The sequence below is a fragment of the Streptomyces sp. cf386 genome, assembly GCF_900103585.1.
Taxonomy (GTDB): Bacteria; Actinomycetota; Actinomycetes; order Streptomycetales; family Streptomycetaceae; genus Streptomyces.
The window spans coordinates 107,301-119,740 of sequence record NZ_FNHV01000017.1 but is presented as its reverse complement, the minus strand read 5'-3'; the positions used below and the strand labels follow the sequence as shown (position 1 = coordinate 119,740).

Annotated in this window: 10 protein-coding genes; 1 reads left to right on the top strand and 9 read right to left on the bottom strand. The window is 70.4% G+C overall.

Going from position 1 to position 12,440, the window contains the following annotated elements; genetic code table 11:
* Nucleotides 1–77: 77 nt before the first annotated feature.
* The 4 genes from BLU79_RS35430 to proS all read right to left on the bottom strand — a co-directional run bounded on the left by BLU79_RS35430 (nt 78) and on the right by proS (nt 3,370).
* On the bottom strand, nt 78–317 hold the full coding sequence (locus BLU79_RS35430; RefSeq protein ID WP_003973401.1) for an RNA-binding protein: 240 nt from the start codon (nt 315–317) through the stop codon (nt 78–80).
* Between the two features lie 2 nt (nt 318–319).
* Nucleotides 320–739, bottom strand: coding sequence for a 30S ribosomal protein S16 (rpsP, locus tag BLU79_RS35425; protein ID WP_093910092.1), 420 nt, complete (start codon nt 737–739; stop codon nt 320–322).
* 357 nt (nt 740–1,096) lie between these two features.
* Nucleotides 1,097–1,693 carry a hypothetical protein gene (locus tag BLU79_RS35420; protein WP_093910091.1) on the bottom strand — a complete coding sequence of 199 codons (597 nt, stop codon included), beginning with the start codon at nt 1,691–1,693 and terminating at the stop codon, nt 1,097–1,099.
* Nucleotides 1,694–1,954: 261 nt separating this feature from the next.
* Complete coding sequence (proS, locus tag BLU79_RS35415) at nt 1,955–3,370, bottom strand: proline--tRNA ligase (protein WP_093910090.1); 1,416 nt, start codon at nt 3,368–3,370, stop codon at nt 1,955–1,957.
* A gap of 198 nt (nt 3,371–3,568) precedes the next feature.
* On the opposite strand from proS, the gene BLU79_RS35410 reads away from it, so the two are divergent.
* Nucleotides 3,569–4,426 (top strand): class I SAM-dependent methyltransferase, encoded by an 858-nt coding sequence (locus BLU79_RS35410; RefSeq protein ID WP_093910089.1) that lies wholly within the window; start codon nt 3,569–3,571, stop codon nt 4,424–4,426.
* Nucleotides 4,427–4,446: 20 nt separating this feature from the next.
* Here the strand turns inward: BLU79_RS35410 and ftsH are convergent, their stop codons facing one another.
* The 5 genes from ftsH to BLU79_RS35385 all read right to left on the bottom strand — a co-directional run bounded on the left by ftsH (nt 4,447) and on the right by BLU79_RS35385 (nt 12,351).
* On the bottom strand, nt 4,447–6,384 hold the full coding sequence (gene ftsH / locus BLU79_RS35405; protein WP_093910088.1) for an ATP-dependent zinc metalloprotease FtsH: 1,938 nt from the start codon (nt 6,382–6,384) through the stop codon (nt 4,447–4,449).
* Nucleotides 6,385–6,520: 136 nt separating this feature from the next.
* Nucleotides 6,521–8,074 carry a signal recognition particle protein gene (gene ffh / locus BLU79_RS35400; protein ID WP_093910087.1) on the bottom strand — a complete coding sequence of 518 codons (1,554 nt, stop codon included), beginning with the start codon at nt 8,072–8,074 and terminating at the stop codon, nt 6,521–6,523.
* 129 nt (nt 8,075–8,203) lie between these two features.
* Entirely contained in the window at nt 8,204–10,648 is a 2,445-nt protein-coding gene (locus tag BLU79_RS35395) for a [protein-PII] uridylyltransferase (RefSeq protein ID WP_093910086.1), read from the bottom strand.
* A gap of 24 nt (nt 10,649–10,672) precedes the next feature.
* Entirely contained in the window at nt 10,673–11,011 is a 339-nt protein-coding gene (locus BLU79_RS35390; RefSeq protein ID WP_003997576.1) for a P-II family nitrogen regulator, read from the bottom strand.
* Nucleotides 11,008–12,351: an ammonium transporter gene (locus tag BLU79_RS35385; RefSeq protein WP_093910085.1), complete on the bottom strand. Its 1,344-nt coding sequence runs from the start codon at nt 12,349–12,351 to the stop codon at nt 11,008–11,010. Before BLU79_RS35385 ends, BLU79_RS35390 begins: the two co-directional genes overlap by 4 nt.
* Nucleotides 12,352–12,440: the final 89 nt, after the last annotated feature.

Below are 12,440 nucleotides of genomic sequence, written 5' to 3'. Positions count from 1 at the left end.
TACGAGACGGCCATACGACTACGGGCCGGGGACGGCCCAGTGGCCCTCCCCGGCCCGAGCCGGTGCTGCGTTCGGCGTCAGCGGACGTGGTCCACGTCGACGAGGTCGACGCGGACACCGCGACCGCCGATGGCGCCCACGACGGTGCGCAGAGCGCGTGCGGTGCGGCCGTTGCGGCCGATCACCTTGCCGAGGTCGTCGGGGTGGACCCGGACCTCCAGCACACGCCCGCGACGCAGGTTGCGGGATGCGACCTGCACATCGTCAGGGTTGTCGACGATGCCCTTCACGAGGTGCTCGAGAGCCTCCTCGAGCATGCTCAGGCCTCGGCCGACTCGGACTCGGCCGCGGCCTCGTCCTTCTTCTCCGCCTTCTTCTTCTGGGTGATCGCCTCACCCTTGCCCTCGTCGTCGCCGCTGAGGGCCTCGAACGACGGGCGCGCCTTCTTCGGCTCGGCAACGAGCAGCGGAGCCGGGGCGGGCTCGCCCTTGAACTTCTGCCAGTCGCCGGTCTTCTTCAGAATGGCGAGCACGGGCTCGGTCGGCTGCGCGCCGACACCCAGCCAGTACGCCACACGGTCGGCGTCCACCTCGATGACCGACGGGTTGTAGGTCGGGTGGTACTTGCCGATCTCCTCGATCGCACGGCCGTCACGGCGGGTGCGGGAGTCGGCGACGACGATGCGGTAGTGAGGCGAACGGATCTTGCCCAGACGCTTCAGCTTGATCTTGACTGCCACGGGAGTGGGTTCTCCTGGATTTGACGTGGTTGGGCACGGCGAGACTGCCGCGTGGGGTTGCGGTACCCGAGTGCCCGATGGACGCGTCAGCCGGAGGAGAGAGGGGTCCTGTGCGGCTGTCGAGTACAGCTAGCCATTGTGCCACACCCTGCGGATCGCTTTTGGCCGAGGGGGCGGCGAGGGCGGCCGGGCATGGCTGAACGGCACCCGGCGACAGGGGTGCCGTGAGGGTCGGTCGCGCAACCCGGCGCCACGGGGTGCCGCCGACCACAGCGGCACCCCGACGCCCTACGTAACCAAAGGGCGATGCGTTCCTGACCGGCAGCCACGAGATGCCGGTACTGGACTCCCTCGCCGTTACGCAGCTCCGGCCACCTCGGGAATCCGGAACGGCTTGCCGCAGCCGCCGCAGACGATCGGCGCCTGGGCCAGGACCGACGGGACGACCCGGACGTTGCGCCCGCAGTCGCACACCGCCTTGACGCGGACACCTCCTCCGGAGGAGCCGTGGCGGGCGGCCGGGCCCCGGAAGGTCCTGGTCGTGTCGGCGGAGGTCGCCGCGGTGTGGGCCTTCAGGGCGCGCTGGAGGCGTTCGATGGTCGGGCGGTAGCGGCGCTTGGCCTCGGGGTTGAGCGTGACCAGGGAGAAGCCGCTGCTCGGGTGCGGCTCCTCGGGATGGTCCAGGCCCATCTCCTCGGCGATCGCGAGGAATCTGCGGTTGTGGTAGCGGCCGGCCCGGGAGGTGTCGCGGACGCCGCGCGAGGCGGCGATGCCATGGACTGCCTCATGAAGCAGTCGTTCAAAGGAGAGCTCGTGACCGCAGGCGGACGACGACTCCCCGATCAGGGACTCTGGCGCGGCGAGATCCGGCAGTTCGGGGTGGTACCGCTGAATGTCGGCCCACGCCTCTGCCAGCTCTGCGGCGAGAACTGGTGGTGTCTGTGTCGTGCTCACGTAATGACAACGAGCCGGAGTGCCGCTGTGTTCCGATTCCGGGCCATCCCAAATAATTTGCACGTACCCGTCAGTTGCGAATGATGCGCCACGACGAGGGCGGGTGCGCCGATCTGCGGATAAGCCTCACAGCTCATACCAAGCCGGTGCGTAGCCTGACGTACGCCCCACCGCGTACGCCCCGTCCACGCGCGGGTGCGGCTGTGGTCCGCGGATGCGCAAGAGGCGTTTCGGTCGCTCTCGTTCCACACGGGCGTCATCTCAATAAGCGCGCGCGACGACCGCGACGTTACCGGGTGCGTCGTCGGCGGCCGGCACCGACCCGTCCTCGGCGACCAGACACCGTACGGTCACGGCGTGCTCGGCCAGTCTGGCCTCGCCTTCTTCACCGAGCGTCGCCCACGGGACGCGCGCCCAACCGCCGGCGACGGCGGCCTCGACGGCCTCCTCGATCGTCGACACCTCGGCGGTGCGGGACTCGCGACGCTCCCGGGACTGGGCCAGCAGCAGCGCCTGGTCCTCCTCCAGGACCGAGGGGAGTAGGCCTACGAGCGACTCGACGGCCACCGGTTCCTTGCCGCCGGGGATGCGACGCGCCAGCATCGCCGTGCCGTTCTCCAGGTCACGGGGGCCGACCTCGATGCGGACCGGCACGCCCTTGAGCTCCCAGTCGACGGCGCGGCGGCCGAAGGGGGTGTCGATGCGGTCGTCGACATGGACGCGGAGGCCGACCGCCTTCAACCGGTCCCCGATTTCGCGGACCTTGGCCAGAACCGTCTCGTCGCCCTTGATGGCGAGGACGACGACCTGGATCTGGGCCAGCCGGGGCGGCACCCGCAGTCCGTTGTCATCCCCGTGAGTCATCACCAGGGCGCCGATCATGCGGGTGGTGGAGCCCCAGGAGGTCTGCCAGACGAGCTCCTGCTTGCCTTCCTGCGACAGGTACCGCGTGTTGAAGGCTTTGGCGAAGTTCTGGCCCAGCTCATGGCTGGTGGCCATCTGCAGGGCCTTGCCGTCGCCCATCATGCCTTCGAGCGTGAGGGTGTTGATGGCGCCGGCGAAGCGCTCCTTGACGGTCTTGCGGCCGGGGACGACGTCCATCGCGAGGACGTTCACCATGAAGTCCTCGTAGACCTCGCGGTGGATGTGCGCGGCGAAGTCGCGGGCGTCCTCGTAGGTGGCGTGCGCGGTGTGGCCCTCCTGCCACAGGAACTCGCTCGTACGCAGGAAGAGGCGCGGCCTGAGTTCCCAACGGACCACGTTCGCCCACTGGTTGATCAGCAGGGGCAGGTCGCGGTAGCTCTGCACCCACTTCGAGAAGTAGTCGTTGATGATCATCTCGGAGGTGGGGCGGACGACCGCCGGCTCCTCCAGCTCCTTGCCGCCGCCGTGGGTGACGACCGCGAGCTCCGGCGCGAAGCCCTCGACGTGGTCGGCCTCGCGCGCGAGATACGACTCGGGGATCAGGAGCGGGAAGTACGCGTTCTGCGTGCCCGTCTCCTTGATCCGGGCGTCCATCTCGGCCTGCATCCGCTCCCACAGCCCGTATCCGTACGGTCGGATGACCATGGTGCCGCGCACCGGACCGTTGTCTGCCAGCTCGGCCTTGTTGATCAGATCCTGGTACCAGCGCGGGAAGTCGTCCGCCCGTGGCGTGAGTACGGGTGCCTTGGCCATGGCGCGATGGTACGGGCCCACGTTGCCGGAATGTGAATTCTCGCCACGGACACAACGAACCCACAAGCCGGGCTCCGCGACCCCTGGACGCGGCGTCGAGCGCGGAGTTTCCTGGCATACGGGGGGAGCGTGAGCGCATGTCACGGGGGCTACTGAATCCGGCACGTCGTCAACTCTCGGTTGATTGGGGCGCTTTACATGACACCTACGCTCGTGCGGCAGCACCCATCTCACGCGGGCACGGCGCCCCGCGTGGACCTGTGTGCACGCGCGCGTGACTGGTCCGAGATCCAGGAGCGGATGCTGGTCCCGCTCTACGAGGCCGTCTACGAGCGACTGGAAGTGGGCCCCGGCACCCGGCTGCTGGGCCTCGGCTGCGGCAGCGGGCTCGCCCTTCTGACCGCGGTGTCCAGAGGCGCGGCCGTCACCGGTGTCGACTCCTCCTCACCCGAACGACTGGCCCTCGCACGGCAGCGTTTGCTGCCCGAGACGTGGGGCACGCGCGCGCGTGCCGACACCCGGCTCGTCGTCGGCTCGCCTCGCGACGCTGCCGACGAAGCGGCGCCGCCGTACACCCTGGTGACCGCGTTCGAGCCCATCGGGTGCCTCGCGGGCGACGCCGAGGGGCTCGGTGAGTCGCTCGCGGCCGCGACACCGCTCGCCGAGCGCGGGGCGCCCGTGGTGCTCGCCGGCTGGGGTCCGCCGGAGCGCTGCGCCACCTCGTCCGTTCTGCGGGTCGCCACGAAGCTGGCCGATCCCTTGCGCAGCGCGGGCAGTTGGCGCCCCGCCCTGCGCGACGACCTGGAGGAGGTCGCCCAGCGCGCGGGCCTGCGGCCCGACGGTTCGGGGCGGGTGGCCTGCCCCTTCGGGTACGCGGACGTCGACAGCGCCGTACGGGGACTGCTGTCCACGGGGCTCTTCGACGCGGCGATCGCCGCGACCGATCAGGCCCAGGTGGACAAGGAGGTGACGGAAGCGCTGCATCCGCACCAGCGGCAGGACGGGACGGTGTGGATGCCGAACGTCTTCCGGTACCTGATCGCCCGCGTGCAATGAGCGTGCCCTGAGCGTCTCCGCTACGCGTCCGCGTCCTTGGCCAGCCGGGTGATCCCGGCGATCCGGTACGCGTCGGCCTCCTCCAGCGTCTCGTTCTCCAGCAGCGCCTCGGCCAGGGCGTTCAACTGCCCCCGGTGGTCCCGGAGTTTGCGGCACGCCTCCTCGTAGCAGTCGTCGGCGATCCGGCGCATCTCGGCGTCGATCACGTCGAGGGTCTGCGGGGCGGCCGAGAGCCCGTACGCCTGCTGGGCGTCGCTCGGCAGGGCGGACAGCCGGCCCAGCCGCTCGCTCATGCCCCAGCGGGCGACCATCCCGCGCGCGATGTTGGTGACCTGTTCGAGGTCGTTCTCGGCGCCCGTCGTGACGACTCCGTAGACGACCTCCTCCGCCGCCATGCCGCCCAGGGCACCGATGATGCGACCGCGCAGATAGCCCTCCGAGTGCGCGTACCGCTCCACCTCGGGGGTCGACATCGTCACCCCGAGCGCCCGGCCGCGCGGCACGATGGTGATCTTGCGTACGGGGTCGGCGCCCGGCTGCAGCATGCCGAGGAGGGCGTGTCCGCTCTCGTGGTACGCGGTGCGCCTGCGGTCCTCCTCGGGCATCACGAGGGTGCGCTCGGCGCCGAGTTGCACCTTCTCCAGGGCCTCGGAGAGGTCCGATGCGGTCACCTGTCCCTGCCCCCGCTTGACCGCGAGCAGGGCGGCCTCGTTGGCGAGATTGGCCAGATCCGCACCTGTCATACCCGGGGTCGTGCGGGCCAGCTGGGTCAGGTCCACGTCCTCGGCGAGCGGGATCTCGCGGGTGTGGATCCGCAGGATCGCCTCGCGTCCGCCGCGATCCGGCGGGGAGACGTTGACCACCCGGTCGAAGCGGCCGGGCCGGGTCAGCGCCGGGTCCAGGATGTCGGCGCGGTTCGTCGCCGCGATGACGATCACGCCCTCCGAGCCGGAGAAGCCGTCCATCTCGGTGAGGATTTGGTTCAGCGTCTGCTCGCGCTCGTCGTGGCCGCTCACCGAGGCGCCGCCGCCCCGCATCCGTCCGATGGTGTCGATCTCGTCGATGAAGATGATCGACGGTGCCACCTTGCGGGCCTCGGCGAACAGCTCCCGGACACGCGACGCTCCGACGCCGACGATCATCTCGATGAACTCGGACGCGGAGGCGGAGAAGAACGGCACGCCCGCCTCGCCCGCCACCGCACGCGCCAGCAGGGTCTTGCCGGTGCCGGGAGAGCCCGCGAGCAGTACGCCGCGCGGCATCTTCGCGCCCATCCTGCGGTAGGCGTCGGGGTGCTCCAGGAAGTCGACGACGTCGTCCAGTTCGCCCTTGACCTCGTCGATACCGGCCACGTCGGCGAACGTCGTGCGCTCCTTGCCCGGCTGGAGCTCGACCGGCTTGGGCGGCGCCCTGCGGCTGAGCATGCCGCCTGCGCCGCCCATGCCCCCGCCCATCCGCCGGGCGAAGAAGACCCAGACCGCCACCAGGAACGCGATCGGGATCAGGGAGAACAGCAGGTTGGACAGGACGCCGCGCTCCCGCACGACCGGCTCCGCGGTCACCGTCACCTCACGGCTGCTCAGTTCCCGCCAGAGGTCGTCGTCCGCGAAGGCCGGGCGCTGCGTCTTGAACTTCTTGTACTCGCCCTCGCCGTCGGGCTTGTCCCGGGCGCTCTTGAGCTCGCCCTGGATCGCGTCGCCCTTGGAGTAGATCTTGGAGACGTTGCCGGCCTCGACCTGCCTGCTGAACTCCGTGTAGGAGATCGTCGGCTCGTTGCCCCGGTCGAGGTAGGTCAGCCCCACGTAGGCGATCAGGAACACGATCACCCCGGTGAGGAGCAGCCCCCACCATCGGCCACGAGGCCACCGGCCGCGGGGCCGCTCGGGCGGCTCGTCCGGTGTGCCCTCGGTGCGCCACGGCTGGTCAGGGGCCTTGCGTGGTGGCGCCGCATTGCTCATATCTGGACGTTACGGCAGACAGCGGGCGACGGCATGCGCAGAGGGCGCCCCTCCTGGAGAAGGGCGCCCTCGGCGACGTACGGGAACAGGCTCAGCGCAAAAACTGCTTGGAGCTCACCCCGGAACTTCCTGAACCTCAGCCCATGAACTTCTTGAACTCGTCCGGCAGCTCGAAGTCCTGTCCGGCCTGCTGGCCCGGCAGCCCGAAGGCGCCGCCGCCCTGGGCTGCGGCGGCCCGGCGCTCGGCCTCCTCCAGCTCCTGCTGCCTGCGCTTCATCGGGTTGCCGGAGCGCTGCTTGCCCTTGGCCTTCTTGGGCTGCTTCTTCGTGCGGCCGGGACCGCCGCCCATGCCCGGCATCCCCGGCATACCGGGCATGCCGCCGCCCTGGGCCATGCGGGACATCATCTTGCGGGCCTCGAAGAACCGCTCGACCAGGTTCTTGACCGCGCTGACCTCGACACCGGAACCCTTGGCGATACGGGCGCGGCGCGAGCCGTTGATGATCGTCGGTTCCTGGCGCTCGCCCGGCGTCATCGACTTGATGATCGCGGCCGTGCGGTCGACGTCGCGCTCGTCGAGGTTGTTGATCTGGTCCTTGATCTGGCCCATGCCCGGGAGCATGCCGAGCAGCTTGGAGATGGAGCCCATCTTCCTGACCTGCTCCATCTGGGCCAGGAAGTCGTCGAGGGTGAAGTCCTGGCCCTTCTTGGAGGCCAGCTTCTCGGCCATCTTCTGGGCTTCGGCCTGGTCGAACGTCTTCTCCGCCTGCTCGATCAGGGTGAGCAGGTCACCCATGTCGAGGATGCGGGAGGCCATCCGGTCCGGGTGGAAGGCGTCGAACTCGTCGAGCTTCTCGCCGTTCGACGCGAACATGATCGGCTTGCCGGTGATCTGCCGGATCGACAGGGCGGCACCACCGCGGGCGTCACCGTCGAGCTTGGAGAGCACCACGCCGTCGAAGCCGACGCCGTCGCGGAAGGCCTCGGCGGTGTTGACCGCGTCCTGACCGATCATCGCGTCGACGACGAAGAGGATCTCGTCCGGCGAGACCGCGTCCCGGATGTCGGCGGCCTGCTGCATCATCTCCTGGTCGATGCCCAGGCGGCCGGCGGTGTCCACGATCACGATGTCGTGGACCTTGGCCTTGGCGTGCTCGATGGAGTCCTTGGCGACCTTGACCGGGTCACCGACGCCGTTGCCCGGCTCCGGCGCGAAGACGGCCACACCGGCGCGCTCGGCGACGACGCTGAGCTGGTTGACGGCGTTCGGGCGCTGGAGGTCGGCGGCGACCAGCAGCGGCGAGTGCCCCTGCTCCTTCAGCCAGCGGCCGAGCTTGCCCGCGAGGGTGGTCTTACCGGCACCCTGCAGACCCGCCAGCATGATCACGGTCGGCGGCGTCTTGGCGAACCGCAGGCGCCGGGTCTCGCCACCGAGGATCGTGACGAGCTCGTCGTTGACGATCTTCAGGACCTGCTGGGCCGGGTTCAGCGCCTTGGAGACATCGGCGCCGAGGGCACGCTCCTTGACGTTCTTGATGAACGTCCGGACGACCGGCAGGGCCACGTCCGCTTCGAGAAGCGCGATACGGATCTCGCGCGCTGTCGCGTCGATGTCCGCCTCGGAGAGCCGTCCCTTGCCGCGCAGGTTCTTGAAAGTCGCTGAGAGGCGATCGGAGAGAGTATCGAACACGGCGCTCGCGGTCCTCGGGGTCGGTGGCAGCTGGGAATCGCCCTCCAGGGTATCCCGGCGGCACAGGTTGCCGGGATCCCTGGGGTAGGGCCTGTCTTTCGGATCAGCTCGGCGCCGCGAGGGCTGGCCCTAGCCCCGCAACGTCTCCTCCAGCTTGCGCGCCACGGAGGCCGCTTCCTCGCCGGGCAGCGGCGCTCCTTCGGCCCCTGTGACATAGAACGCGTCGACGGCGTTCGCGCCCAGCGTGCTGACATGCGCACTGCGCATCCGCACGCCCGCGTCCTCCAGTGCCCGGCCGATCCGGAACAGCAGCCCCGGCGCGTCCTGGGCCCGGACCTCGATCACCGTGGCCAGCCGGGAGGCGGCCGGATGGACCGACACCCGCGGCGGCGGCGCCACGACGCCCCGGCGGCGCGGATACGCCGCGTCACGCTCGGCGAGCCGGCCCGCGATGTCCAGCGAGCCGTCCAGGGCCCGTACGAGGTCGGCGCGCAGCCGGGCGGCCTGCGGCAGGGAGCCGTACTCGGCGGCGACCCGCCAGTTCAGCAGCAGGACGGAGCCGTCGACGCCGTCGGGCAGGTCCAGGGCGCGCAGTTCTGCCGTGCGGACGGTCAGGCGGTGCATGGCCAGGACGCCGGCCACGGCGGGCAGCACGCCCGGCTGGTCCGGTACGGCGATGAGGAGCTCCACGCCGAGCGGCTCGGGGTCGCCGGGCTGCTCCTCCGTCGGCGGCTCCGTCTGCGCGCGCAGGGCCAGGACAGGGCTGCCGGTCGCGATCGCCTCGATGGCGAGGCGTTCCTGCTCGGCGGTGGGCGCGGCGGCCTCGGGCTCGTCCGGGTCGTCCCCGGCGAGCACGGCCGCGACCCGTTTCACCAGGTCGGCGACGAGGGAGCCGCGCCACGACGACCAGGCGGCCGGGCCGGTGGCCAGGGCGTCCGCCTCGGTCAGGGCGTGCAGCAGCTCCAGCGTGCCCTGGGAGCCGACGGCCTCGGCGACCGAGCGCACGGTGGCCGGGTCCTCCAGGTCGCGCCGGGTCGCCGTCTCGACGAGCAGCAGGTGGTGGAGAACGAGGGTGGAGAGCACGGCCACGTCGTCGCGGTCGAAGCCGATGCGCGCGGCCACGTCCTTGACGATGATCTCGCCGGCCACCGAGTGGTCGCCGGGCCAGCCCTTGCCGATGTCGTGCAGCAGCGCGGCGACCAGCAGGAGGTCGGGGCGGTGGACGCGGCGGGTGAACTCGGAGGCGCGGACGGCGGTCTCGATGAGGTGCCGGTCGACGGTCCAGATGTGGACGGCGTTGCGCTGCGGGCGGCAGCGCACCCGCTCCCAGTCGGGGAGGAAGCGGGTGATCAGCCCTTCGGCCTCCAGGGCCTCCCACACGTCGACCGTGGGCTGCCCGGAGCCCAGCAGGGTCACGAGCTGCTCGCGCGCCTCGGCGGGCCAGGGCGTGGGCAGGGGGCGCAGGGTGGCCGCCATGCGCCGGACGGCGTGCAGGGAGAGCGGGAGTCCTGCCTGCGCGGCGGCGGCCGCGGCACGCAGGGGAAGCACGGGGTCGCGTTCGGGGCGCGCGGCGCGGGCGAGCACCACCTCGCCGTCCTGCTCGACCACGCCCTCGGCCAGCGGAGAGCGCTCGGTGGTCGGCTTCCCGCCGCCCAGCATGGCGCGCAGCCGCGGCCGCACGGCGCGCGATCGCAACACGCGCCCCACTTCACGCCAGGTGACATCGCTCGCATACGAGATCACCCGTGCAGCCTCGTACACCTGCCGCAGCAGCGTGTCGGCGTCCAGCAGCCCGAGCTCGGCGGCGACCTGGTCCTGCTCCTGCAGCGCCAGCCGGTCGGTCGCCCGGCCGGTGGTGAGGTGCAGCGCGTCGCGTACGTCGAGCAGTCGGCGCCGGGCGTCGGCGAGGCCCTCGCGCGGGGCGTCGGCCAGCCAGGAGGCGGCGACGGCGCGCAGGATGGTGGCGTCCCGCAGACCGCCGCGCGCCTCCTTCAGATCGGGTTCCAGGAGGTACTGCAGCTCGCCCTGGCGCTCGGCGCGTTCGGCGGACAGCTCCTGGAGTTCGGGAAGCCGCTTGGGCGCCTGGTTGCGCCAGTCGGCCAGAACCGCCGTGCGCAGTCCGGCCGTGAGCCCCAGGTCGCCCGCGATGTGCCGGGCGTCCAGCAGGCCCAGCTGGACCTTGAGGTCCTCGCCGGCCGTCTTGCGGGCCTCGGCGGGGGTGCGCACGGAGTGGTCGAGGGCGAGGCCGAGGTCCCACACGGGGTACCAGATGCGGTCGGCCAGGGCGGCCACCGCCTTGCTGTCGCCGCCGTCGTGCAGCAGGAGCAGATCCAGGTCGCTGCGTGGGGACAGCTCGCCGCGGCCGTAGCCGCCGACGGCGACCAGGGAGACGCCGCGCAGCCCTTCGGCACCGGCGGCGAACAGGCCGGTCAGCCAGTCGTCGGTGAGTTCCGCGAGGGCGGAACGGCGCGGCGGCCCGGACCGCGCCCCCTCGGTGAGGAGGCGCAGCCGGGCCGCCGCGTAGCCGCTGGGTCCCGAGTCTTCTGCTTCGTCACGCCTGTTGGTACTCGACACCCAGCAGCTCCTGTTCTTCTTCTGTCAGAGCGCGTCGGGACCGCGCTCGCCGGTCCGGACCCGTACGGCGGTCTCGACCGGGAGGGACCAGACCTTGCCGTCACCGATCTTGCCGGTGCGGGCGGCCTTGACGATGACGTCGATCAGCTGCTCGGCGTCGTCGTCCTCGGCCAGGACCTCGATGCGGATCTTCGGGACCAGGTCGACGGTGTACTCGGCACCGCGGTAGACCTCGGTGTGGCCCCGCTGACGACCGTAGCCGCTCGCCTCGGTGACCGTCAGTCCGTGGACTCCGAAGGCCTGGAGGGCCTCCTTGATCTCGTCGAGCCGGTGGGGCTTGACGACGGCGGTGATGAGCTTCATGCGTCCACCTTCTTGCTCGCAGCGGCTGCGGCCGGGGCCGCGGGGGCCGTCTTGACGGCACCGCCGCCGGCGCCGCTGAAGTCGTATGCGGTCTCGGCGTGCTCGGCCTGGTCGATGCCGGCCACTTCCTCGTCCTCGGTGACCCGCATACCGATGGTCTTGTGGAGGACGAAGGCGATCAGCGCGGAGACGATCAGCGAGTAGGCGAGGACACCGCCGACACCGGCGAGCTGCTTCCACAGCTGGTCGAACTTGTGGTCGCCGTAGAAGACACCCGCCGCGTCCGACTGGCCCTTGCCGCTGGCGAAGAAGCCGATCAGGACCGAGCCGACGACACCGCCGACCAGGTGAACACCGACGACGTCGAGCGAGTCGTCGTAGCCGAACTTGTACTTCAGGCCGACGGCCATGGCGCACAGGACACCGGCGATGGCGCCGACGGCGATCGCGCCGATCGGGGTGACCGCACCACCGGACGGGGTGATGGCGACCAGACCGGCGACCGCGCCGGAGGCGGCGCCCAGCGTGGTGAACGCGCCGTGGCGGATCTTCTCGTAGATGAGCCAGGCGAGCATGGCGGCGGCGGTGGCGACCTGCGTGTTGACGAACATCAGCGTGCCGACGCCGTCGTCGTTACCGAGCCACGAACCGGCGTTGAAGCCGAACCAGCCGAACCACAGCAGACCGGCACCGAGCATGACCAGCGGGAGGCTGTGCGGACGCATCGGGTCCTTCTTGAAGCCGACGCGCTTGCCGATGACGAGGATCACACCGAGCGCCGCGGCACCCGCGTTGATGTGAACCGCCGTACCACCGGCGAAGTCGATCACGCCCATGTCGAAGGCCCAGCCGCCCTCGCCCCAGACCCAGTGGGCCACGGGGAAGTAGACGATCGTCGCCCACAGCGCGATGAACAGCGCCCAGGCCGAGAACTTCACGCGGTCCGCGAGAGCACCGCTGATCAGGGCGGGCGTGATGATCGCGAACATCAGCTGGAAGACCATGAAAGCGAGAAGCGGGATGTTGTACGTACCCCAGAGCTCGCTCTTGTCGACCCCGGTGAGGCCGACCCAGTCGGAGTTCCAGCCGATAAGGCTGCCGGAGTCGGTGCCGAACGCCATGGAGAAGCCATACAGCACCCACAGGATGGTGACGATCCCCAGGCTGATGAAGCTCATCATCAGCATGTTCAGGGTGCTCTTGACGCGGACCATGCCTCCGTAGAAGAAGGCCAGGCCCGGTGTCATGAGCATCACCAGGGCGGAACAGATGAGCATGAAACCTGTGTTGGCGGGCGACAGCTCTACCTTGTCTGCCGCCATCATGATGGCTGGGGCCATCGGCGTCTCCTCGTCATTGGTACGGCCCCGTGCGGGCGAAGCCTGAGCGGATTGAGGGGTGGGCCGGTTATGCGCCATGAGATTGGCGC

Bases quoted from the DNA above. Each gene is read 5' to 3' on its own strand.
- BLU79_RS35430 (WP_003973401.1), bottom strand. From the start codon at position 317: ATGCTCGAGGAGGCTCTCGAGCACCTCGTGAAGGGCATCGTCGACAAC.
- proS (WP_093910090.1), bottom strand. From the start codon at position 3,370: ATGGCCAAGGCACCCGTACTCACGCCACGGGCGGACGACTTCCCGCGC.
- BLU79_RS35410 (WP_093910089.1), top strand. From the start codon at position 3,569: ATGACACCTACGCTCGTGCGGCAGCACCCATCTCACGCGGGCACGGCG.
- ftsH (WP_093910088.1), bottom strand. From the start codon at position 6,384: ATGAGCAATGCGGCGCCACCACGCAAGGCCCCTGACCAGCCGTGGCGC.
- BLU79_RS35390 (WP_003997576.1), bottom strand. From the start codon at position 11,011: ATGAAGCTCATCACCGCCGTCGTCAAGCCCCACCGGCTCGACGAGATC.
- BLU79_RS35385 (WP_093910085.1), bottom strand. From the start codon at position 12,351: ATGGCCCCAGCCATCATGATGGCGGCAGACAAGGTAGAGCTGTCGCCC.